At 65.6% G+C, this 24,000-nt stretch carries 15 protein-coding genes and 1 CRISPR repeat array (1 of these 16 cut by a window edge); of the genes, 7 read left to right on the top strand and 8 right to left on the bottom strand.

All coding sequences use genetic code 11. The annotated features are described in order from the left end of the window. Positions 1-5 precede the first annotated feature (5 nt). Positions 6-1,154 (top strand): NnrS family protein, encoded by a 1,149-nt coding sequence (locus tag FRZ61_RS23785; RefSeq protein WP_225309290.1) that lies wholly within the window; start codon positions 6-8, stop codon positions 1,152-1,154. A 5-nt stretch (positions 1,155-1,159) separates the two neighbouring features. Here the strand turns inward: FRZ61_RS23785 and FRZ61_RS23780 are convergent, their stop codons facing one another. The 6 genes from FRZ61_RS23780 to FRZ61_RS23755 form a co-directional block, all read right to left on the bottom strand. After that, positions 1,160-2,944 (bottom strand): acyl-CoA dehydrogenase C-terminal domain-containing protein, encoded by a 1,785-nt coding sequence (locus tag FRZ61_RS23780; RefSeq protein WP_151120101.1) that lies wholly within the window; start codon positions 2,942-2,944, stop codon positions 1,160-1,162. 30 nt (positions 2,945-2,974) lie between these two features. Then, complete coding sequence (locus FRZ61_RS23775; RefSeq protein WP_151120100.1) at positions 2,975-3,793, bottom strand: hypothetical protein; 819 nt, start codon at positions 3,791-3,793, stop codon at positions 2,975-2,977. Between the two features lie 63 nt (positions 3,794-3,856). Continuing rightward, positions 3,857-6,232, bottom strand: coding sequence for a 3-hydroxyacyl-CoA dehydrogenase/enoyl-CoA hydratase family protein (locus FRZ61_RS23770; RefSeq protein WP_151120099.1), 2,376 nt, complete (start codon positions 6,230-6,232; stop codon positions 3,857-3,859). A 3-nt stretch (positions 6,233-6,235) separates the two neighbouring features. Next, positions 6,236-7,375, bottom strand: coding sequence for a thiolase family protein (locus FRZ61_RS23765; protein ID WP_151120098.1), 1,140 nt, complete (start codon positions 7,373-7,375; stop codon positions 6,236-6,238). Beyond that, a complete protein-coding gene (locus FRZ61_RS23760) occupies positions 7,372-9,087 on the bottom strand; it encodes a long-chain-fatty-acid--CoA ligase (protein WP_151120097.1) in 1,716 nt (571 codons plus the stop codon). The genes FRZ61_RS23765 and FRZ61_RS23760 overlap by 4 nt, the downstream gene beginning before the upstream one ends. A gap of 254 nt (positions 9,088-9,341) precedes the next feature. Next, positions 9,342-10,124 (bottom strand): SDR family NAD(P)-dependent oxidoreductase, encoded by a 783-nt coding sequence (locus FRZ61_RS23755; protein WP_191909187.1) that lies wholly within the window; start codon positions 10,122-10,124, stop codon positions 9,342-9,344. Between the two features lie 215 nt (positions 10,125-10,339). On the opposite strand from FRZ61_RS23755, the gene FRZ61_RS23750 reads away from it, so the two are divergent. Continuing rightward, entirely contained in the window at positions 10,340-11,551 is a 1,212-nt protein-coding gene (locus FRZ61_RS23750) for a phosphoglycerate kinase (protein WP_151120095.1), read from the top strand. On the opposite strand, the gene FRZ61_RS23745 is transcribed toward FRZ61_RS23750, so the two are convergent. After that, a complete protein-coding gene (locus tag FRZ61_RS23745) occupies positions 11,548-11,877 on the bottom strand; it encodes an AzlD domain-containing protein (RefSeq protein ID WP_151120094.1) in 330 nt (109 codons plus the stop codon). The genes FRZ61_RS23750 and FRZ61_RS23745 overlap by 4 nt on opposite strands. Then, positions 11,874-12,644, bottom strand: a complete 771-nt coding sequence (locus FRZ61_RS23740) for an AzlC family ABC transporter permease (RefSeq protein WP_151120093.1) — start codon at positions 12,642-12,644, stop codon at positions 11,874-11,876. Before FRZ61_RS23740 ends, FRZ61_RS23745 begins: the two co-directional genes overlap by 4 nt. Positions 12,645-12,724: 80 nt before the next feature. Between FRZ61_RS23740 and FRZ61_RS23735 the strand changes: the two genes are divergently transcribed. The 5 genes from FRZ61_RS23735 to cas2 all read left to right on the top strand — a co-directional run bounded on the left by FRZ61_RS23735 (position 12,725) and on the right by cas2 (position 19,595). Further along, positions 12,725-13,990, top strand: coding sequence for a PQQ-dependent sugar dehydrogenase (locus tag FRZ61_RS23735; RefSeq protein WP_151120092.1), 1,266 nt, complete (start codon positions 12,725-12,727; stop codon positions 13,988-13,990). 66 nt (positions 13,991-14,056) lie between these two features. Beyond that, positions 14,057-14,614, top strand: coding sequence for an NUDIX hydrolase (locus FRZ61_RS23730; RefSeq protein WP_151120091.1), 558 nt, complete (start codon positions 14,057-14,059; stop codon positions 14,612-14,614). A 276-nt stretch (positions 14,615-14,890) separates the two neighbouring features. Further along, positions 14,891-18,328, top strand: coding sequence for a type II CRISPR RNA-guided endonuclease Cas9 (gene cas9 / locus FRZ61_RS23725; protein ID WP_151120090.1), 3,438 nt, complete (start codon positions 14,891-14,893; stop codon positions 18,326-18,328). A 9-nt stretch (positions 18,329-18,337) separates the two neighbouring features. Beyond that, positions 18,338-19,261 carry a type II CRISPR-associated endonuclease Cas1 gene (gene cas1 / locus FRZ61_RS23720; protein ID WP_151120089.1) on the top strand — a complete coding sequence of 308 codons (924 nt, stop codon included), beginning with the start codon at positions 18,338-18,340 and terminating at the stop codon, positions 19,259-19,261. 7 nt (positions 19,262-19,268) lie between these two features. After that, positions 19,269-19,595, top strand: a complete 327-nt coding sequence (gene cas2 / locus FRZ61_RS23715; protein WP_151120087.1) for a CRISPR-associated endonuclease Cas2 — start codon at positions 19,269-19,271, stop codon at positions 19,593-19,595. A 73-nt stretch (positions 19,596-19,668) separates the two neighbouring features. Then, a CRISPR array of direct repeats spans positions 19,669-24,000; the repeat unit is 36 nt; unit sequence AGCCTAGCTCACGAGAGAACGCGGTCCAACCGCAAC; it runs 7,847 nt beyond the window's last position.

The following is a 24,000-nucleotide window of genomic DNA, read 5'->3' as shown; positions in this document are numbered from 1 at the left end:
TGCCGGTGCTGCTGACCCAGGGCTTCAGGCCGTTCTTCCTGGCGGCGGGCCTTTGGGCAGCGGCGGCGCTCGCCCTCTGGATCCTCGTCCTGACGAACGGCCTCGCGCTGCCCAGCCGCTTCGACCCGCTCGCCTGGCATATCCATGAGATGCTGTTCGGCTTCGTCATGGCGGCCATCGCCGGCTTCCTGCTGACCGCGATCCCCAACTGGACCCGCCGGCTGCCGGTCCGGGGCGTCCCGCTGGCCTGGCTCGCCGGCTCGTGGCTGCTGGGCCGGATCGCCTGCCTGGTTTCGGCAGGCCTGCCGCCATGGCTGGCGATCGTTGCGGACCTTCTCTTCCCCGCAAGCCTGGTCCTCGTCGTCGCGCGTGAGATTGTCGCCGGGCGGAACTGGCGCAATCTTCCGATGGTGGCGCCCGTAGCCCTTCTCGGCGTCGCCAATCTGCTGATGCATCTCGAAGCCGCTGGCGTGAACCTGCCGTTTGGCCTGGGTTGGCGGCTGGGGCTCGCTGCCGTGACCGTGCTGGTCTCGGTGGTTGCCGGCCGGATCGTGCCGAGCTTCACGCGGAACTGGCTGGCACGGCACCCGGGCTCGGCCCTGCCGGCCCCTCATGGCAAAGTCGACCGGGTGGCGCTCGGCATCCTTCATGCCGGCCTGCTCGCCTGGGCGTTCTTTCCGGAGATGAAGGCCGTGGGTGCGGTCCTGCTGGCCGGTGCGGCGCTCAATCTCTGGCGCCTCCTGCGCTGGCATGGCGAAGCGACAGCGGCGGAACCGCTGCTGCTGATCCTCCATATCGGTTATGGCTGGCTGGTGCTGGGGGCAGCGCTCCTCGGCCTGGCCCAGTTCGACCTCGGCGTGCCGCAGAGCGCCGCGATCCATGCCCTGACGGCCGGCGCGATCGGGACGATGATCCTGGCCGTGATGACGCGCGCCACGCGCGGACATACCGGGCGCGAGCTGTCAGCCGACCGCGTCACCAGCCTGATCTATGCGCTCGTGACCCTGGCTGCCATCATGCGCGTCGCGGCGGCTTTCATCGGCGCCTGGACTCTGCCGCTGCTCGTCGCTTCGGCCGGCTTCTGGATTGCCGCTTTCGCCGGCTTCCTGCTGCGATATGGGCCGATGCTGACGAGCTTGCGTCCCGCTCCCTAGCGGACTCAGAACGCCTCGATCGGCATCCCCGCCAGCGCGCCTTTGCCGGCCATGACCAAGGCGAAGGGTGCCGAATGCTCGGGCAGGATGCGCTCGAGATAGAAGCGGGCGCAGGCGAGCTTGGCCTTGTAGAACTCGGCCTCTTCGCCGTTCTGCTTGGCGAGCGCGATCTTGGCCATCCGCACCCAGAGCGTCGCGAAGACGGTGTAGCTGAAGAGCTTGAGATAATCGGGTGCCACGGCCGCGGCGGCCTCCGGGTCCTTCAGGCCGGTCTCGGCGACGAAGGCCGTCGCCTGCTGCAGCCGCGCGAAGCATTTGGCGAGCGGCAGGACGAACTCGCCCAGCGCCGGGTCCGTCATGCTTTCCTCGATGAAGGCGGCGGTCGGGTGGAAATAGCGGCGCAGCAGCCGGCCCATCGAGAGGCTGAGCTTGCGCCCGACCAGATCCAGCGCCTGGATGCCGTTGGTGCCTTCATAGATCTGGGTGATGCGGGCGTCGCGCGAGAACTGCTCCATGCCGTTGTCGCGGATATAGCCATGGCCGCCCCAGACCTGCATGCCGAGATTGGCGGCCTCGAAACCCAGATCGGTCAGCGCCGCCTTCACGATCGGCGTGAGCAGCGCCACCAGATCGTCGGCCGCCTCGCGCGCCGCGGGATCGGGATGCTTCAGGGAGACGTCGAGCTCCTTGCCGACCCAGAGCGCCAGCGCGCGGGCCGCCTCGGTCTTGGCCCGGATGGTGAGCAGCATGCGGCGGATGTCGGAATGGACGATGATCGGATCGGCCGGCTTGTCGGGCGCCTGCGGCCCTTGCGGCGCGCGGCCCTGCAGGCGCTGCTTCGCGTAATCGCGCGCTCCCTGATAGGCGGCCTCGGCGATGCCCAGACCCTGCACGCCGACGCCGAGACGCGCGGCGTTCATCATGGTGAACATCGCCGACATGCCCTTGTGCGGGCGCCCCACCAGCCAGCCGGTGGCGCCGTCGAACGCCATCTGGCAGGTGGGCGAGGCATGGATGCCCATCTTCTTCTCGATCGCGATGCAGGAGAGGGCGTTGCGCGGTCCTGGGCTGCCATCGGGCTTGGGCAGGAATTTCGGCACCAGGAACAGGCTGATGCCGCGCGTGCCGGCCGGCGCATCGGGCAGGCGGGCCAGCACCAGATGCAGGATGTTGTCGGTCAGGTCGTGCTCGCCGGCCGAGATGAAGATCTTGTTGCCGGTGATCTTGAAGCTGCCGTCGGGCTGCGGCTCGGCCTTGGTGCGCACGAGGCCCAGGTCGGTGCCGCATTGCGGCTCGGTCAGGCACATGGTGCCAGCCCATTCGCCGGTGGTGAGCTTCGGCAGGTAGAAGCTTTTCAGCTCCGGTGAGCCGTGCAGCGCGATCGCGTTGTAGGCGCCGTTGGAAAGGCCGGGGAACATGCCGAAGGAGAGATTGGCCGAGCAGATGATCTCCTCGACCGCGAAGCTCACCAGCTTGGGCAGGCCCTGCCCGCCATAGTCGGGATCGTTCGCGAGCGAGATCCAGCCGCCTTCGGCAAAGGCTTTGTACGCTTCCTTGAAGCCCGGCGGCGTGGTGACGACGCCGTTGGCGAGCTGCGAGCCCGTCTCGTCGCCGGGCCGGTTGAGCGGCACCAGCTGCTCCTCGCAGAAGCTCGCCGCCGCATCGAGGATGCTGTCGACCAGCTCGGGCGTCGCGTCGGCATAGCCCGGCAGCTCGGCGAGCTTGGAGTCGTCCAAGAGCTCATGCAGCACGAAGCGGATATCGCGAAGCGGGGCCTTGTAGTCGGGCATGGATGTTGTCCTTGCTTGGTCTGAAAGTTCTCAACCCTGCCAACCAGACGGGTCTTTATCGTTCGTGTGCTCTTCAGAAAAATCGATAACCATCGTTACGACGAGATCGGCCGTGCGGGCCCGTAGCGCTTCTTCCGGTGATATGCCCGCCGCGACCGCTGCTTCGCGCACCTTGGTCTCTATGTCTGCTCTGATCTCTCCATCGAATAAGGCCCTCAATCCTTCGACTGCCGCGTTTAGCTCGCTAAAATTGATGACATGCTCAAAGGCATTGAACTGCACGTGCCCCACCGGAATTTCAACACTCTTTCCAATCGGATTTGCACAATGAAGTCTATGATTGTCCTTTGAGAAAGACCCAGCTGTCAGCGTCACAAGATAGGCGCCGCGGATATCCGTAGCTCTTGTGATCTCCAGATTGTGATCGGCGCCATGTAAGCGGGCAAAAGATACCGCTCCATATATTGGCGGAAGAACCTTTTTACTCTTACTGATGTTGTTGATGTTCTGGTGCAGATGATCCATCTCGTTCCTTAAAAACGTCGCGTTTTCGAATGTTGATATGAACTCACGAATCGTCGGCGTTGATATCTTCGGCTCTATGGAGCGCAGCAGCGAGCGCAACATGTGTGCTTGGTCAACGATAAGCCACGCATCTGCGAATATGAGCACTAACAGGGACCGGGAGATTGATTCGTCGCTAATTGGCGATACAGCTCGAAGTTGTGCCAACATTCTTCGGTAAGCCAAACAAATCAGATCAAGCGCATATCCTATAGCTTCCAGCGCTAGCCTTTGCTCAAGCGCAATTACCGAGGGTAGGCGACTTAAAAAGCTGTCGATCGTCATCCCTGTGTTCAACTGTTGGGCCGATAGATGATCTCGCAGCAATTGGTCCCTTCGATCTTCTTATCAATTCCGCAGCGGCTTGCCGGTCTCGAGCATATGCTCCATGCGCGCAAGGGTCGGCTCGGTGTGGATGAGGTTCATGAAGCCCTTGGCCGCGAGCTTGCGCAGGGCTTCCTCCTCGATCTTGATCTCGATATCGGCGTCCTTGCCGCCGGTGAGGAGATCGGCCAGCGCCTCGGCCACCACGCGGTCATGCGGCGTCGCCTTGCCGGCGGCGACGAAATTGTCCACGGCCAGGCGGATCGCGGTACGGCCCGTGGCGCCCGGGAGCTGGAAGACCGGCGCTTCCGGCGGCTTGTAGCCTTCCACCATCGCCAGGGCATGCGCCTTGGCGGTGGCGAGCAGCCGCTCGCGGTTCATCACGATCTCGTCGCCGGGCCTCAGGATCCCCATCTCGCGCGCCTCGGCGGCCGAGCGCGAGACCTTCGCCATCGAGATCGTCTCGAAGGCCTTGGTCACGGGCGGCATCGGCCCGCCGGGGCGGCCCTTCTCGAGCGTGTAGCGCTCGAGCAGCTCGTTGGCGCCGCCCCAGCCGGGGATGAGCCCGACGCCGACCTCGACCAGGCCGATATAGCTCTCGGCATGAGCCACGATCGCGCGCGAATGCAGCACGATCTCGCAGCCGCCGCCGAGCGCCATGCCCGCCGGCGCCGCGACCGAGGGGAAGGGCGCGTATTTGAGCGCCTTCAGCGTGGCGAGCCCTTCGTTGACCAGGCCCTCGATCATCGGCCAGAGGCCGATATTGGCGCCGAAGAGGGCGAGGCCCAGATTGGCGCCGACCGAGAACTGCTCGGCCTCGTTATAGATCACCAGCGCCTTGTATTTCTTCGAGACGATGCCGATCGCCTGCTTGAGCAGGCCCAGGATCTGATCGTCGAGCGCGTTCATCTTGCTGTGGAACTCGAGGCAGACGACGCCGTCGCCGATGTCCCACAGGCTGGCCGAGCCGTTCGCGGCCACGGGCTGGTTCGCGCGCTTGATGTCTTCCAGCAGCAGCACGCCCTCGGGCCGCAGCACCGGGTGATGCTTGCCGTCGGTGCCGAGCGCGAGCAGCTTCCCGCCCTCGATCTTGTAGAAGCCGCCGGCCTTGGCGGCGGCGGCCAGCAGCGGCGGCACCGTCTTGCCCTCGGCCTTGAGACGCTCCGCGAACCAGTCGGCGCCCATGCGGTCGATCAGCTCGAACGGACCCCATTTCCACGCATAGCCCATCTGCATGGCCCGATCGACCGAAACGATGTCGTCGGCGATCGCCGGCACCAGCGAGGCGGTGTAGGGCAGGAGCTGGGACAGCACCTTCCAGGCATACTGCCCGCCGCGATCGGGATGCTCGACCACGGCGCGCAGGCCCTGGCGGCCGGCCTCGACGCTCTCGAGCCGCGCTTCGGCCTTGGGCCGGAACTGCCCGGTCTTGAGATCGATCGCCTCGAGCGTCTTGCCGCCATGCTCGTCGCGCAGCAGGCGATAGAAACCGCCCTTGCCCTTGCGCCCCGTGTAGCCGTCGGCGATCAGCTTCTGCATCAGCGGGAAGTCGCGCCGGATGCGCAGGTAATCGTCGCCCTTGGGCAGCGCCTTCGCCATGGCGCCGTCGACATGGGGCTGCAGGTCGAGGCCCGTGAGGTCGAGCAGGCCGAACACGCCGGTCTTGGGGATGCCGAGCGGCTTGCCCATCACGGCGTCGGCTTCCTCGATCGTGAGGCCCAGATCGAGCGCCGCCGTCACCGCGGCCTGCATCCAATAGACGCCGATGCGGTTGGCGATGAAGCCCGGCGTGTCCTTGCAGCGCACGACGCCCTTGCCGAGCGCGCGGTCGCCGAAGGCCTCGATCGCGGCCACGGTCGCGGGGTTGGTCTTCGGCCCCGACACCACCTCGAGCAGGCGCATATAGCGCGGCGGATTGAAGAAATGGGTGATGACGAAATCGCGCGCGAAGCTGTCGGAGCCGCCCTCGATCAGGGTCGCGAGCGGGATCGTCGAGGTGTTGGAGGAAACGACCGAGCCCTTCTTCCGCACCGGCTCGAGCTTCTGGTAGAGCGAGCGCTTGATCTCGATGTTCTCGAGCACGGCCTCGACGATCCAGTCGACGTCGGCGAGCTTGGCCAGATCGTCCTCGATATTGCCGGGCGTGATGAGCGCGGCATTGGCCGGCAGCATCAGCGGCGCCGGATCGGTCTTGAGCAGCTTCTCGACCGCGCCTTTGGCGATGGCGCTGCGGTCGGCGGCGGGCTTGCCCTCCTTGTCCTTGGGCACGATGTCGAGCAGCAGCACCGGCACGCCGGCATTGGCGATCTGGGCGGCGATGCCGCTGCCCATCACCCCGGCGCCGATCACGGCCGCCTTGCGGATCGCAAGCCCGTCCGTCGTTCCGGATGTCTTGGCCATGGGTCAGACCGCCTCGAGGATGGTGGCGATGCCCTGGCCGCCGCCGATGCACTGGGTCGCGAGCGCGAACTTCTTGCCCTCGCGCGCCAGGAGCTGCGCCGCCTTGCCGGTGATGCGGGCCCCGGTGGCGCCCAGCGGATGGCCCAGCGCGATGGCGCCGCCATCGAGGTTGGTCTTGTTCAGGTCGAGCTTGAGATCGTCGGCGCAGGCCAACGCCTGCACCGCGAAGGCCTCGTTGAGCTCGATCACGTCGAGATCGCCGACCTTGAGCTTGGCGCGGTCGAGCGCCTTCTTCGTCGCGGCGACCGGGCCGATGCCCATGATCTCGGGCGCGCAGCCGGCGACGCTGATGCTCTTGATGCGGGCGAGCGGCTTCAGCCCATGGGCCTTGGCATATTCCTCCGAGGTCAGCAGCACCGCCGAGGCGCCGTCGGTCAAAGGCGAGGAGCTGCCGGCCGTGACGCTGCCGTCCGCCTCGAAGGCGGGCTTGAGGCCCTTGAGCCCCTCGATCGTGCTTTCGGGCCGGATGCAGCCATCCTTGGCGACGATGTCGTTGCCGGCGCCGACCGGCGCGATCTCCTTGTCGAGCTTGCCCGCCGCCTGGGCCGCCGCCGCCTTCTGCTGGCTCGAGAGCGAGAAGGCGTCCTGGCGGTCGCGGCCGATCTTGTATTTGCGCACCAGGTTCTCGGCCGTGATGCCCATCGCCATATAGGCGCCGGGCACCTTCTCGGCCAAGCCCGGATGGGGCATCGGGTTGAAGCCCATCATCGGCACGCGGCTCATGGATTCCACGCCGGCGCAGATGAAGACGTCGCCCGCGCCCAGCGCGATGGCGCCCGCCGCGTTATGGATGCCCTGCATCGAGGAGCCGCAGAAGCGGTTGATGGTGGCGCCGGCCACGCTCTGCGGCAGGCCCGCCAGCAGCACCACGAGGCGCGCGATGTTGAAACCCTGCTCGCCCTCGGGGAAGGCGCAGCCCATCTGCAGATCCTCGACCTCGCCGGCCGGAACGCCCGTTCGTTCCAGCACGGCCTTGACGGCCGTGGCGGCCAGATCGTCCGGCCGGACCTTGGCGAGCGCGCCCTTATGCGCGAAGTGGAACGGCGTGCGGGCATAACCGACGATGACGGCGGAGCGGGTCATGCGGGTTTCCTTTCGGTGGCCTCGGCCTGGAGGACTTTCTTGTCGATCTTGCCGACGGCGGTCTTGGGCAGGGAGGCGCGGAACTCGAAGGCGGTCGGCATCTCGATCGGCGAGAGCTTGTCCTTGAGAAACGCGATGAGGATCTTGTCGGTCAGGGCCGTGCCCGGCTTGGCAACGATCACGGCCTTCACGGTCTGGCCGCGATAGGGGTCGGGCATGCCGATCACGGCGCAATCGGCGACGTCGGGATGGCGGTAGATCGCCTCCTCGATCAGCCGCGGATAGACCTTGTAGCCGCTGGCATTGATCATGTCCTTGAGGCGGTCGGTGATGAAGACATAGCCGTCGGCGTCGATATAGCCGACATCGCCGGTACGGAAGGCGCCCTCGACGAAGCTGGTCGCGGTCTCGTCCGGGCGCTTCCAATAGCCCGCCATCACCTGCGGCCCGCGCACGCAGATCTCGCCGCGCTCGCCTTGCGCCAGCAACCGGTGCGGCGGCTCGGCGTCCCGGATCTCGATGACGGTCCTCGGATAGGGCAGGCCGACCGAGCCGGCGCGCCCGCCTTCGAAGGGCGGGTTGCAGCAGACCACGGGCGAGGTCTCCGACAGCCCATACCCTTCGACCAATCTGGCGCTCGACAGGCGCTCGAAGCGCGCGCGTAGCTCGTCAGGCAGGGGCGCGCCGCCCGAGATGCAGAACCGCAGCGAGTCCAGATGGAAGCTCGCGATCTTGGGATGGTTGACGATGGCGTTGAAGAGCGTGGGCACGCCGGCGAAGACCGTCGGCTTGCGCTTGCCGATGGTCTGCAGCATGCCCTTGAGCTCGAAGCGCGGCAGCAGGACGATCTCGGCGCCGACCCGGATGCTCCAGTTCATCACCACGGTCATGGCGAAGACATGGAACAGCGGCAGCACGCCCAGCATGATCTCCGGCGGCGCGTCGGCTCCATTGCCGACCGGGAACCAGAGGCGGCATTGCTCGGCATTGATATAGACGTTCGCGTGCGTGAGCATCGCGCCCTTGGGGATGCCGGTGGTGCCGCCGGTATATTGCAGCAGCGCGAGCTGGCGTGAGGGATCGATCGTGGGCGGGCTGAAGCCGCCGCCATTCTCGACGAGATCGGCGAAGCGCGTGTGGCGATCGTCGCGCGGCGGATCGGCCAGGGTCCGGCGCATGGCGATCTGGTAGAACCAGCGCTTGGGCGTCGGCAGGAGATCGGCCATCGGGCAGACGATCAGGCGCTTGAGCCGCGTGCTGTCGAGGAGCGGCCCCAGCTTGTTGTAGAGCATGGCCAGATCGAGCACCGCCATGACGTCGGTCTCGGAATCCTCGACCTGCCGCGTCACCTCGGTCGGCGTGTAGAGCGGATTGAAATTGACGACCGTGGCCCCGGTCTTGAGCGCCGCGTAATAGAGCACGACGAAGTAGGGACAGTTCGGCAGGAACAGGCCGAGCTTGACGCCGGGCCCGACGCCCAGGGCCGCGAGCCCGACCGCCGTGCGATCCACCAGCCGGCCCAGCTCGGCATAGGAGGTGCGCCGTCCCATGAAATTCAGCGCCACGCGCTCGGGCCAGGTGGCGACGGCATGATCGAGCAGGGCATAGACCGGCTGCGGCTCGATCGCGGCGTTCCAGTCCACATCCGCCGGATAGCTCGTCAGCCAGCGCGGCGCCGGCTCGATCGAGGGCGAGACCAGGGAAGCGGTCATGAGCGTGAAGCCATGGTCCGGGGAATTCCCTTGGGGAAGGGGTCGTCGGGAGGCCCGCGCCGCTTTGCGCGACTCGGGATGCCTCCTCGCCCCTAATGTGGCGACCGTCCATGCTGGCGCCTAGGCCGTAAAAGCTTTGCTTAAATGCAATCTATCGGAGGCGGGCGGCCTCGAGCGGCGGACGCGGGACGCTCGAAGGCATATATATAATAATATCAATATGTTACGGAATCGCAGCGGAAGCGGCCGGGCCGTCACCCCCAGCTTTCGGCCATCCGGCCCATGGCGGCGGTCACGAACCGACGCGGCAGGAAGCGGGCGAGGCAGGCGGCGAGATGGCCTTGCGAACCCACCAGCTGCACCGGCCGCCGGCCGATCGCGTCGAGGGCCACGCGGGCGACCGCCTCGGGCTCGTCGATGCGCGCGAACCGCGGCAGCGGCATGTTCGCCCGCTCGAGCCAGGCCGTGCGGGTGACGCCGGGACAGAGCGCCAGGAGATCCATCGGCTCATGGCGCAGCTCGTCGGCGAGGGCTTCGACATAGGCCCGGAGGAAATGCTTGCTGGCGGCGTAGGTCGCCAGATAGGGCATCGGGAAGAAGGCGAGCGTGCTGGCGACGTAGATCAGGCCGGCGCGATGGCCGTTGGCGCGGGCGCGCTCGAGCATGCCCGGCGCCAGCGCCCGCGTCAGCGCGACCGGCGCCAGGATGTTCACCTTGACGATGGCCTCGTCGCTTTGCGCCGGCGTCGCCGGTGCCAGCGCCTTGCCGAAGCGGCCGAAGCCCGCATTGTTGACCAGCAGGTCGGGCTCATGCGGCTCGGCCCAGGCCGCCAGCCGTTCGAGGGCCGTCTCGCTCGCGAGATCGGCGGCCTCGAACTCGACCTTGCGGGCATTGCTGGCGAGCTCGTCCGCCAGCGCCTGCAGGCGCGTGCGGTCGCGGCCCGTGAGCAGCAGGTTGGTGGAAGGCGGCAGGGCCCGAGCGATCGCCTCACCGATGCCACTCGACGCCCCGGTGATGAGGGCGGTTCGATACGCCATTCGAGATTCCCCTTCAGCCTGGTGACGCCCTGCCCCTGATGCCGTTGCCCTGGGACCCTTCCCCGACACCGTCACGAAGCTGTTCCTGTCACAATTGCATTTACCGGCGGCCTTGGGAATGATGCCGCCTCCATGGCGTCCACGGGGCATCCAAGGCCCGGATTCTCAACGGTTCTGCCCCGCCGGACGTTCCGCCCGCAGCAACGGATTCCACGATGGCCCAGTTCCGCACCCTCGATCAGCTCGATGTCGCCGGCAAGCGCGTGCTGCTGCGACTCGATCTCAATGTGCCGGTCAAGGATGGCCGCGTCACCGATCCGACCCGGATCGACCGCTCTTCCGCGACGGTGCAGGCGCTGATCGACCGCGACGCGAAGGTCGTCATCCTGTCGCATTTCGGCCGGCCCGACGGAAAGCGCGTGGAGTCGATGTCGCTCCGGCCGATCGCGGAGGCGTTGGGCGTGGCGCTCGGCGGACGGGCGGTGGCGTTCGCCGAGGATTGCATCGGCCCCGCCGTCGAGAAGGCCGTCGCCGCGCTCGAGCCCGGCCAGGTGCTGCTGCTCGAGAATCTCCGCTTCCACGCGGAGGAGGAGAAGAACGATGCGGGCTTCGCCAAGGCGCTCGCGAAGCTGGGCGATCTCTATGTCAACGACGCCTTCTCCTGCGCGCACCGGGCCCACGCCTCGACCGAAGGCATCGCGCATCTGCTGCCGGCGGCGGCCGGCCTCCTGATGCAGGCCGAGCTCGACCATCTGACGCGGGCGCTCGAGACGCCGCAGCGCCCGGTGGCGGCGATCGTCGGCGGCGCCAAGGTCTCCACCAAGCTCGATCTCCTCGGCAACCTGGTGCAGAAGGTCGATCTGCTGGTGATCGGCGGCGGCATGGCCAACACCTTCCTCTTCGCCAACGGCATCGCCATCGGCAAGTCCCTGGCCGAGCGCGACATGGCGGACACCGCGCGCGACGTGCTGAAGAAGGCGCGCGCGGCCGGTTGCGATATTCTTCTGCCGGAGGATGCGACGGTGGCGGCGAAGCTCGAGCCCGGCGTCGAGAGCCGCCATGTCCCGATCACCGCGGTGCCGGCCGATCAGATGATCCTCGATGTCGGCCCGCATACGGCCGACGCGATCGCGCAGCGCCTCGAGAGCTGCCGCACGCTGGTCTGGAACGGGCCCGTGGGCGCCTTCGAGACGCCGCCCTTCGATGCCGGCACCACGCGGCTCGCGGTCCGGGTCGCGGAGCTCACGCGCCAGGGCCGGCTGCTCTCGGTCGCGGGCGGCGGCGACACGGTGGCGGCCTTGGGCAGGGCCGGCGTCGTCAATGCGCTGACCTACGTCTCGACCGCCGGCGGCGCCTTCCTCGAATGGCTCGAGGGCAAGACGCTGCCCGGCGTGAAGGCGCTGATGGACGCGGCGAAGAAGGGCTAGCGCCCGATCATCTCCAGCAGCACGAGCGTCGCCGCGCCGGCGAAGACGGCCAGCAGCATGTTGCGCCGGCTGACGAGGAAGACGGCGAGCGCGACGCCGGCGGCGAGCATACGCTCGCCCAAGGGCGTATGCCCGAGCGCCCCCAGCGGCAGCACCAGCATGCGGGCGATGAGGCCGGCCAGCATGGCGTAGGCGACGGCCGCGACCCAGCGGAACAGCGGTCCTTCGAGCCTCATGCCGCCACCCAGCGCCACGCCCAGCCCGCGCCACATATAGGTGACGACGAAGGCGCCGGCGATCAGCAGCCAGATCGCGTTCTCGGTCATGAGGGCTCGCGGGCCGCGCTGCGCGCCTCGAGCCAGCGCGCGAGCGGCCGCTCCAGCAGGAAGGCCGCGGTGCCGGCGACGAGCCCCGTCAGCAGCAGGCTCCAGTCCGGCGTCAGCAGATGGAACAGCGGCCCGCTGACGGCGCCCAGCACCAGCGGCAGGACGCGGGCGCGCTGCGCCAGGTCGACCGAGAACACCAGCATGAAATAGACGGGATTGAGGAACAGCAATCCCAGCCCGACCGTCGGCGGCAGCCAGTCGACCATGAGGAACCCGGCCGCCGTCGCGACCATGGTGAAGCTCCAGAGCACGGCGACGAAGCCGAAGAAGAAGGGCAGCCGCTGCTCGGACGGCAGCAGCGGGCAGCGCTGCATGCAGGTCGCCCAGGCGGTGATGGCGATGAAATGGGCGGCGAGGTAATAGCGCCAGCGCGGCGTGCCGGGATGGCGCAGGAACGGCATCAGCGACAGCGTCATCGGCAGGAGCCGCAGGCCCGAGAGCCAGACCGCGAGCAGGATCGCGGCGGCCGAGGCGCCGATGCCGTAGAGCTCGATCAGCGTGATCTGGCCGGGGAGCGCCCAGCCCGTGGTGGTGGAGGCGAGGCTCATCGGCAGGGTCCAGCCCGATTGCCGGCAGAGCGAGCCGAAGCCCAGAAAGGAGGCGCCCAGCACCAGCGCCGGCGTGCTCGCGGATTCGCGGCAGCCGGCGAGGAAGGCCGCCCGCCGGTTGGGGTAAGAAGAGGGCGATGCTTTGTCTATTCGTGCCATCGAACCTAGATTGACGAGGGGCATCGACGTGTAGCCGGGCGGCGCGTCGAACCGAACGGACCATAACCAGGATCGATCCCATGCGCCAAGCCGGCTTCCCGACGCGTGCCGCCTCCCTCCTCCTGGCCCTGATGCTGGCGCTGGCGGCACCGCCGCCGGGACAGGCCGCCTCGCCCAGCGAATTGCCCGGCACCCGCATCCAGGTCGATCCGGCCCGGCTGCCGGCACCCGACACCAGCGGGGCCGTGAGCAATCCCTCGGAGCGGGTGGCCCTCTCGGCGCATCCGCCGTTCCAGCTGCCGCCGGGCTTCGCGGTCAATCTCTTCGCCGGCGGCTTCGATCATGCGCGCTGGCTGGCGATCGCCCCGGATGGCGCGGTGCTTCTCTCCGAGGCGCGCGAGGGACGCATCACGCGCCTGGTCGACAGCGATGGCGACGGCGTGGCGGATTCGAAACGCGTGCTCGCCGACGGATTCCGCCGGCCGCACGGCATGGCGTTCCATGACGGCATGCTCTACGTGGCCGATATCGAGGGCATCTGGCGGATGCCCTACGAGCCGGCCGCGACCGCGCCCACCACAAGGCGGCAACGCATCACGCCGCAGGGCGCCTTCGGCGAGGGTTCCGGCCATTGGACGCGGAACCTCGTCTTCAGCCCCGACGGCTCGCGCATCTATGTGGCGATCGGCTCGGCCGGCAATGTCTGGCCCGATCCGCTGCCGCGCGCCTCGATCCAGAGCTTCGCCAGCGACGGCAGCGGGCAGCAGACGGTGGCCCGCGGCATCCGCAATCCGGTGGGGCTCGCCTTCTATCCCGGAACCCGCGACCTCTACACGGTGGTGAACGAGCGCGACGGGCTCGGCGACGGGCTGGTGCCGGACTATCTGACGAAGGTGCAGGCGGGCGGCGATTACGGCTGGCCCTATTTCTATATCGGCAATCACCGCCAGCCCGAGATCGACATCCCGGCGGATGCGAGCGGCGACGAGGCGATCGTGCCCGACCTGCTGTTCCGCGCCCATTCGGCGCCGCTGGGGCTCGTGTTCTATGACGGCACGCAGTTCCCCAAGGAATATCGCGGCGACGCTTTCGTGGCGCTGCACGGCTCCTGGAACGCCGGCAAGCCGCAGGGCTACATGGTGGTGCGGGTCCCCTTCGCGAACGGCAGGCCCAAGGGCTGGTACGAGCCTTTCCTCACCGGCTTCTGGGTCGAGGGCAGCGACCCGCCCCAGGTCTTCGGCCGCCCCGTCGGGCTCGCGGTGGCGCCCGACGGCAGCCTGCTGGTGGCCGACGATGCCAGCCAGTCGATCTGGCGCGTGAGTTGGAAGGGCGTGAGCGGGGAATGACCGCCGGTTCGGCGCCGGGGCGGACCCGGCTTGTCACCCCGGGGTCGCGGCGTCACATTACCGGCCATGGCCGACAGACCCCCGCCGCCGGCGGCGAACCCGCCCGCCAATTTCGTCCGTGCGATCCCCGAGGGCGACAGCCGCCAGCGGCTCGTCTGCAACGATTGCGGCTTCATCAATTACGAGAACCCGAAGGTCGTGGTCGGCGCCGTGGTGCGCGAGGGCGGGCGTATCCTGATGTGCCGGCGCGCGATCAATCCGCGCCAGGGATTCTGGACCCTGCCCGCGGGCTATCTCGAGCTCAACGAGACCACCGCCGACGGCGCCCGGCGCGAGGCCTGGGAGGAGGCGCGGGCGAAGATCGAGATCGACGGCCTGCTCGCGGTCTATTCCATCCCGCGGCTCAGCCAGGTGCAGGTGATCTACCGCGCGCGCTTCGCCGAGCCCGGGATCGAGCCCGGCCCCGAAAGCCTCGAGGTCGGGATGTTCCGCTGGGGCGAGATCCCATGGGACGAGATCGCGTTCCCGTCGGTGCGCTGGGCACTCGACCATTATCGCGAGATCGGCGAGACGCCACATTTCGCCGCCCGCAGCAATCCGCCGGGCGAGCTGGGGAATTTCTGACCGGCGGGCTATACCGTTCTGCTGAAGACATCGTCCAAAAAGCGAAGAGGGCGGCCGGAGCCGCCCTCGCATTTTGTGCGCCACCCGCCGAAGCGAGGGCACTTGTTAACGGAGGGACCGCGTTCTCTCGTGAGCTAGGCTCAACCACTGTCCTGACCGTTCACAACCTATCATTGCTTTGATAAGGGATATTGTCAATCGGCATCCAGTGCGGAATCATCCCTAGCAAGAAGAAGAAAAACACGCTTCGCGTGTGCGAAAAGCTGCGGGGGCCTTATGAAGCGGAAGGGCATTGCTTGGCGCCTGGGTCTCGATCTGGGCACCAACTCCATCGGCTGGTGCGTTTTCGACTTGTCGAAACCCGACAAAGAGGGACGCCGCCATCCCATCGGCATCCGGCGGATGGGCGTCCGCATCTTTCCCGACGGTCGTGATCCGCAGTCCGGCGCCTCGCTGGCCGCGAGCCGGCGCGAGCCGCGCAGCGCCCGGCGTCGTCGCGACCGCTTTCTCATGCGTCGGGCCACGTTGCTGCATGCGCTGATCCGTCATGAGCTCATGCCGGGCGATCCGGCCGCGCGCAAGGCGCTCGAAGGGCTCGATCCCTGGCGGCTGCGTGCCGAAGGCCTCGATCGGGCGCTGACGCGCTACGAGTTCGGGCGGGCGCTGTTTCATCTCAATCAGCGGCGAGGCTTCCTCAGCAACCGGAAGGCCGATCGCAAGGCCAAGGCGGACGAGAAGCAGGGGATGAAGGCCGGCCAGAAGAAGCTGGAGGAGGCGATCGCCGCACGCGGAGCCCGCACGCTGGGCGAGTTCCTGCATCGCTATGGACGCGAGAACCGCTCGCCGCGCGGCGGCGATGAGAAGGAATCGGAACGAGGCATCCGCTTTCGCGCCCGGATCGGCCAAGGCGGCAAGGCCGAATGGGATTTCTATCCGACACGCGCCATGCTGCGGCACGAGTTCGACGCGCTCTGGAACGCGCAGGCCAAATATCATCCCGACCTGACCGATGTTGCCCGGGCCGAGATCGAGACCATCATCTTCCGTCAACGTCCGCTCAAGCCGGTCAGCCCGGGCCCCTGCACGCTCGAGGAAGGCGACGAGCGGGCGCCTCTGGCGCTCCCCATCGTGCAGGAATTCCGCATTCTCCAGGAGCTTGCCAACCTCGAGCTGGTTCGCCGCACGAACCCCACGGACCGGCACCGCTTGACGATGGAGCAGCGTGACAGGCTGCTCGAGAAGCTTCTCATCAAGGAGAAGCTGACCTTCAAGCGGATGCGCGCGATCCTGGGCATCGACTCGATCTGGGCCTTCAATCTTGAGAGCGAAAAGCGCAAGGACCTGAAAGGCGACAGGACGTCCTACTTGATCTCCAAGCCCGAGGCGTTCGGCGTCCGCTGGTTCACGCTCTCCGACGGTGAGCGGAACAGCATCGTCGAATGGCTTCTCGATATCGAGGACGAGCCGAAGCTGATCGCCAAGCTGACGACCGAGTTCGATCTGACGCCTGAGCAGGCGGAACAGATTGCCAATGCACCGCTGGAGGACGGGTATGGCCGGCTCGGCCGCATCGCGCTCGGAAAGATCGTTCCCGAGCTTCGCGCTGGCCGCTCGGATGATGGGAGACCGTTGCGCTACAGCGAGGCGGTGCAGCGCGCCGGCTATTTGCATCATTCCGACTTCCGTGACGGCGAGATCCTCGACCTGCTGCCCTACTATGGCGACGTGTTACGTCGTTACATGGCGCCGGTATCGAGCCTGACGGCGCCCGAGGAGGAGCGACGTTTCGGCCGCATCGCCAACCCGACCGTGCATATCGGGCTCAATCAGCTCCGCCGGCTGATCAACGCGCTGGTCGAGCGCTACGGCCATCCGGAGGAGATCGTCGTCGAACTTGCCCGCGATCTGAAGCTGTCGCGGGAAGAGAAGGAGCGGATCGAGAAGGATCAGGCGGCCAACCAGAAGAAGAACGAGATGCGCCGGGCGAAGCTCGCGGAAGTGTTCGCGCCGGGCCAGAAGCCGCCCGGCGACGCCATGCTGCGGATGCGTCTCTGGGAGGAGCTGAACCTCGAAGATCCGAACGATCGCAAATGCATCTACACCGGAAAGCAGATCTCGATTCAGCGGCTGTTCAGCCCAGAAATCGAAATCGAGCATATCCTGCCCTTCACGAAATCGCTTGACGACAATCCGTCGAACCTGACCGTTTCGATCCGTCATGCGAACCGCGACAAGGGCAACCTGACGCCCTTCGAAGCCTTCGGCCATAGCCCGACGATCGGTGGCTTCAAATACGAGTGGGATGAGATCGTGCTGCGGGCCTCTTCATTGCCGAAGAGCAAGCAGTGGCGCTTCCGGCCCGACGCGCTCGACCTGGTGAAGGACCGCGCGCGCCGAGCCGTGGAGGCTGCAAAGGGAACGCTGACGAAGGAGGATATGGACGACATCGAGCGCAGCGGCGGGTTCCTGGCGCGCCAGCTGATCGACACCGCTTATCTTGCCCGAGTCACGCGGCAATATCTCTGGAAGATCTGCCATCCCGATAGGACCTGGGTCATTCCCGGGACCATGACGGCCCTGATGCGACGGAAGTGGAGCCTCAATAATCTATTGGGTGATCACAATCGGAAAAATCGCGCCGATCACCGCCACCATGCGATCGACGCGTTCGTGGTCGGCCTTACCGATCGTTCCATGCTTCAGGCGATCGCGGGTGCGGCCGACGAACAGCGCGAGCGCGTGATCGACGACATGCCCGACCCGATCGACTGGGCGTCCTTCCGCGATGATCTGCGCGCGGCGCTCGATCGGATCGTGGTGTCCTACAAGCCGGAGCACGGCGTCCAGGGTCGTCTGCACGAAGAGACGGCCTATGGTTTGGTCAAGGAGCCGGAGCGGGAGGGCGGAAACGTCGTTGTGCGCAAATCCATCGAGAACCTGAGCGAAGGGGAAATCGACAGGATTCGCGACAAGAAGCTTCGCGGCCGTTTGCAACAACATCTCGCGGCTCGGGGAGTTCTTGTCGATGATTCGGCTCTTGAAGCGGCCAAGAGGGCACAGTCGGAAGCTCGTAAGGGCAAAGATCGGCATGCCATGGAAAGAGCTCAGCTCGAGATTGAGCGGCTCAAAGAGAAGCGTCGTAAAGATCGCAAGGATATCGCCAAAGGTCTGAAAGCTGCGCTTGTAGAGTTCGGTCAAGACAATGGTGTTCGACGCGTCAGGCTAGTCAAGCCGGAAGCAGCTGTTGTCACGGTCCGTGGAACGAATGGAATTCCTTATAAGGCCTATAGCGTTGGCGACAATCATCATGTTGAGATTTTCCAACGCGCCGACGGATCGTGGTCGCGCGAGATCGTGAGCGTATTCGACGCGAATCGGCCGACCTTTGTGCCTCTTTGGAGGGCGGACACATCTAACCGCCTGCTATGGTCGATATATAAGAATGACTTGCTGAAGCTATCGATCGACGAGAAGGGTGACGACAGCGATACCGGCAGCACAACGGGCGAAGCCAAGCGAGTCATGCGCGTCGTTTCGATCTGGGAGAACTATCTGCAGCTGGCGGAACACAAGGAAACGAACCTGGCCCAGCGCTATCGAGATGGCGAGTTCAAGTGGACATTTGCCAGGTACGAACGATTGAAAGAGCTCGGCACAAGAAAGGTTTCAGTGGACGCCTTAGGTCGCATCCGCGACCCCCGCTCACCGAGATAGACGACCGCCATGCTGGGTCGCATCGTCGAGATCGCCGAGGACGGCCGCCATCTGGCGGTGGATCGCGGTTTCATGACGGTGAGCGCGGCCGGGGCCGAGATCGGCCGCCTTCCGCTCGACGATATCGGCGTCGTGATCGTCAATGCCCACGGCTGCACCTACTCCAACAATCTTCTGGTTCGACTCGCCGAACGCGGCGCCGGTTTTGTCGTCTGCGCGGCCAACCACAACCCGGTAGCCTGGCTGTGGCCGGTGGTGGGGCATCATGCGCAGCGCTCTCGGATGGAATCGCAGATCGAGGCCGGCAAGCCGCTGCTGAAGCGCCTGTGGCAGGCGGTCGTGCAGGCGAAGATTCGCCAGCAGGGTGCCGTGCTGGCGGCGCTGGCACGGGAGGGCGCGGAGGGGTTCGATCTGCTGGCGCGCCGGGTCGGCTCGGGTGATCCGGACAATATGGAGGCTCAGGCAGCGAGGCGCTATTGGCCGCTGCTGTTCGGGTCGGACTTCCGGCGCGACCGCGATGCGCCCGGCGTAAACGCCATGCTCAACTATGGCTACGCCATCCTTCGATCGGCGGCGGCCCGCGCGATCTGTGCCTCGGGCCTCCATCCCACGATCGGCCTCCAGCATCGCGGCGAGGACTTGGCGCTCGCCGACGATCTGATGGAGCCGTTCCGGCCGATTATCGATCTGCTGGTCGCGAGGCTGGCCGAGGCCGGCGTTGACGAGGTTTCGGGCGCGGTCAAGAAGTATCTGGCAGGCGCCACCTCGCTCGACATGGCGACCGAACGGGGAACCACGCCCCTCTTTACCTGCTTGGAGCGGCTGTCCGCATCGCTCGCGCGTTCCTTTGAGGAGGGCAAGCCTGGCCTCGACTTCCCTTTGACACCGTTACCGCTGGAGCTGCCGGTCGTGCCGGCACGCGCCGAAGCGTGACGGCGGAATGCTGAGCGGCTACCGCCTCATGTGGATGATGGTTCTGTTCGACTTGCCCGTGTTGACGAAGAAGGAACGCAAAGCCGCGACGAAGTTCCGGAAGTTCCTGCTCGATCAGGGCTTTGAGATGTCGCAGTATTCGGTCTACATGCGCTTTTGCGCTGGCAAGGAGCAGGCCGAAGCCTATTCGCGAAGGGTCGAGAAGGCGGTCCCCGGCACAGGCAAGGTTCATATCGTCTATCTGACCGACAAGCAGTATGAGAACATCGTGACCTTCGATGGCCGCCTCAAGGAAACAGGCCGGAAAAACCCCGAGCAATACGTGATGTTCTGATGATGAGCGCGCGAACGAACCGCGACACGAGCAAGAAAAAAGCCCCTGAATCCAGGGGCTTGTCGAAGTTTGGAGCCTAGCTCACGAGAGAACGCGGTCCAACCGCAACATATCCTTAGCGCGCTTATATGAAAAAATCAGCCTAGCTCACGAGAGAACGCGGTCCAACCGCAACGGTGGCCGGACAAGCGCCTTCATGCTGCACAGCCTAGCTCACGAGAGAACGCGGTCCAACCGCAACGGAGGCCGACACCTCGTCGGCCGGCGCGTAAGCCTAGCTCACGAGAGAACGCGGTCCAACCGCAACCGTTCGCACGCGGTCATGCACGCGGTTTACAGCCTAGCTCACGAGAGAACGCGGTCCAACCGCAACCTGGAGCTGTCGAGCAAAGAGACCACCACAAGCCTAGCTCACGAGAGAACGCGGTCCAACCGCAACAGCGTGTCTCCGTTGATGTGGTCAACAATCAGCCTAGCTCACGAGAGAACGCGGTCCAACCGCAACTTGTAGAGCTTCTGGGCGCCGACACCGACAGCCTAGCTCACGAGAGAACGCGGTCCAACCGCAACGCTGCCCGACTGCGCGCTGTTCATGTGGACAGCCTAGCTCACGAGAGAACGCGGTCCAACCGCAACCACGCGACTCTAGGCGTTGCCGCTGGTCATAGCCTAGCTCACGAGAGAACGCGGTCCAACCGCAACGGAAATGATGCGTGCCCTGCTCGGTGGTGCAGCCTAGCTCACGAGAGAACGCGGTCCAACCGCAACGCACGGGGGAGTCTGCTTCGTCATTGGATCAGCCTAGCTCACGAGAGAACGCGGTCCAACCGCAACGGAACAACTTCAAGCTGCACAGCAACAGGCAGCCTAGCTCACGAGAGAACGCGGTCCAACCGCAACAGCGCGTCAGCCAACTGACTGTCCGGCACGAGCCTAGCTCACGAGAGAACGCGGTCCAACCGCAACCGGCCGATCCGGCGGGTTTCGGCCCCATGTAGCCTAGCTCACGAGAGAACGCGGTCCAACCGCAACTGGTGCTCGGAGAGGCCGGCCTCTTCGGCGAGCCTAGCTCACGAGAGAACGCGGTCCAACCGCAACGCCGCCGCAGCGCGGGCAGCGCGCCGATTTAGCCTAGCTCACGAGAGAACGCGGTCCAACCGCAACGCTCGGGATGCCGAGCTCCCGCCGCAGGAGAGCCTAGCTCACGAGAGAACGCGGTCCAACCGCAACGCCGTGCCTCCGCGACAGATTGGCGAACGAGCCTAGCTCACGAGAGAACGCGGTCCAACCGCAACCCGTGGTCACAGCTCGTGACACCCGGCGCCAGCCTAGCTCACGAGAGAACGCGGTCCAACCGCAACGGTCTGATCGGCCAGGGCCTTGCGCTCGGTAGCCTAGCTCACGAGAGAACGCGGTCCAACCGCAACGCTTGGGCGGACCGTTGCGCAGAGCGACATAGCCTAGCTCACGAGAGAACGCGGTCCAACCGCAACCCGATCGGCGGCAGGGCTTCGGCAAGGGCGAGCCTAGCTCACGAGAGAACGCGGTCCAACCGCAACGGTGATCAAGAATGATGATGGCGCGGGCCTAGCCTAGCTCACGAGAGAACGCGGTCCAACCGCAACGGCCCGCTACTACCTGAAGGCCCCCGACCCAGCCTAGCTCACGAGAGAACGCGGTCCAACCGCAACGACAAGCAAGACCATGAGCACAGCGGCGGAAGCCTAGCTCACGAGAGAACGCGGTCCAACCGCAACAGTGGCAATCGTCCGGCGCGCTCCGTGCGAAGCCTAGCTCACGAGAGAACGCGGTCCAACCGCAACCCGTGGCCTGCGCGGGTTTCAGCGTACCGAAGCCTAGCTCACGAGAGAACGCGGTCCAACCGCAACGAAGCATATCGGGCGCTGGCAATCGGCGAGAGCCTAGCTCACGAGAGAACGCGGTCCAACCGCAACGCGGCGACACGGGCCTGTTCGCTTTCAGCCAGCCTAGCTCACGAGAGAACGCGGTCCAACCGCAACAGTCTACGACTGCCAATTCTCGATCACGCTAGCCTAGCTCACGAGAGAACGCGGTCCAACCGCAACGGCGAGATCGCTCCGCTGGTTGCGGAGCATAGCCTAGCTCACGAGAGAACGCGGTCCAACCGCAACGCATCGAGCTTGGCGATGATGTCGCCGTAAAGCCTAGCTCACGAGAGAACGCGGTCCAACCGCAACCGACGTGACGAACATGAGCCGCCGCGAAACAGCCTAGCTCACGAGAGAACGCGGTCCAACCGCAACAGCTCGGCATGCGACCGACGCGACGACTGGAGCCTAGCTCACGAGAGAACGCGGTCCAACCGCAACTCAGCAGCAGCAACCAGGAGCAGCACCATGAGCCTAGCTCACGAGAGAACGCGGTCCAACCGCAACAATAGGAAAAAGTCGTCGGCCAGCCGCCGTAGCCTAGCTCACGAGAGAACGCGGTCCAACCGCAACTCGCCGAGGAGACGGCCGATCTCAAGAAGCAGCCTAGCTCACGAGAGAACGCGGTCCAACCGCAACTGCCGGGCGTCGTTCGTGACCTGGCGCGTGAGCCTAGCTCACGAGAGAACGCGGTCCAACCGCAACAGTGGCAATCGTCCGGCGCGCTCCGTGCGAAGCCTAGCTCACGAGAGAACGCGGTCCAACCGCAACGGCGGCGGGTCTCCTGCGTGTCCCACCAGAAGCCTAGCTCACGAGAGAACGCGGTCCAACCGCAACGGTATCGCCCGGCCAGAAGGTCTCCGCCATAGCCTAGCTCACGAGAGAACGCGGTCCAACCGCAACTGCGGCTCCATCACAGCACCTCCAGGGCGCAGCCTAGCTCACGAGAGAACGCGGTCCAACCGCAACGGACTATCCCGCCGCAGTTATTGGACGGTCAGCCTAGCTCACGAGAGAACGCGGTCCAACCGCAACGCATCGAGCTTGGCGATGATGTCGCCGTAAAGCCTAGCTCACGAGAGAACGCGGTCCAACCGCAACCCGGGCGCGAGGGCGCAGATTCTTCTATCAAGCCTAGCTCACGAGAGAACGCGGTCCAACCGCAACGGCTCTATGGCTCAGGCTTCCCCAAGTCGCAGCCTAGCTCACGAGAGAACGCGGTCCAACCGCAACGGCTACAGCCCGCTCTCGGTGTTCCGCAAGAGCCTAGCTCACGAGAGAACGCGGTCCAACCGCAACCAGCCGAAGCAACAGGCCCAACAGGTCGATAGCCTAGCTCACGAGAGAACGCGGTCCAACCGCAACACCCGCTGGAGCAACGCAAGCTCCAGGTTGAGCCTAGCTCACGAGAGAACGCGGTCCAACCGCAACAGGTGCTGACGAAGCGGGCGGAGCGGATGAAGCCTAGCTCACGAGAGAACGCGGTCCAACCGCAACGGTGAGGCTGGGTTGCCGCCACGCCCCAGGAGCCTAGCTCACGAGAGAACGCGGTCCAACCGCAACAATTCGAATTGAGCATATTATTCGGCAGCGAGCCTAGCTCACGAGAGAACGCGGTCCAACCGCAACTGGTCTTGGGGTCATAGTCGGATGGCCTAGAGCCTAGCTCACGAGAGAACGCGGTCCAACCGCAACCACGATCACCGTGTCGGAACCGTCGTTCGAAGCCTAGCTCACGAGAGAACGCGGTCCAACCGCAACCCCGCATCTTCGTGCCATCGTTGCCACCCGAGCCTAGCTCACGAGAGAACGCGGTCCAACCGCAACTGGTCGATCTTCGCCGGCGTCGATGACTTCAGCCTAGCTCACGAGAGAACGCGGTCCAACCGCAACAGCTCCGACCAGATGTCGTTGACGAGACGAAGCCTAGCTCACGAGAGAACGCGGTCCAACCGCAACTGTATCCCATGTAGTCATCAATGGCGGGGCAGCCTAGCTCACGAGAGAACGCGGTCCAACCGCAACCGGGGCGCTCGTGTCCTTGGTGACGCCCCCAGCCTAGCTCACGAGAGAACGCGGTCCAACCGCAACCTCTCCGTCTCGGCGCAGAGCTCGAACGCCAGCCTAGCTCACGAGAGAACGCGGTCCAACCGCAACGTCAGATACCCGTTGATGTCTTCCAGGAGCAGCCTAGCTCACGAGAGAACGCGGTCCAACCGCAACTCTTCACCGCTCCGGGGTTCTCCCGGCGGAAGCCTAGCTCACGAGAGAACGCGGTCCAACCGCAACCCCTGCCGGCCAAGGTCGCGCGCGAGATGCAGCCTAGCTCACGAGAGAACGCGGTCCAACCGCAACAGCCACAGCGCTTGATTGTGAAGCGCCATGAGCCTAGCTCACGAGAGAACGCGGTCCAACCGCAACTGTATTCCCACCACTGGCCATGAACTCCTGAGCCTAGCTCACGAGAGAACGCGGTCCAACCGCAACTTCCGCCT

This window comes from Hypericibacter adhaerens (assembly GCF_008728835.1).
GTDB lineage: Bacteria > Pseudomonadota > Alphaproteobacteria > Dongiales > Dongiaceae > Hypericibacter > Hypericibacter adhaerens.
The sequence above is the reverse complement of the archived record's forward strand: the minus strand, read 5'-3'. Positions and strand labels throughout refer to the sequence as shown.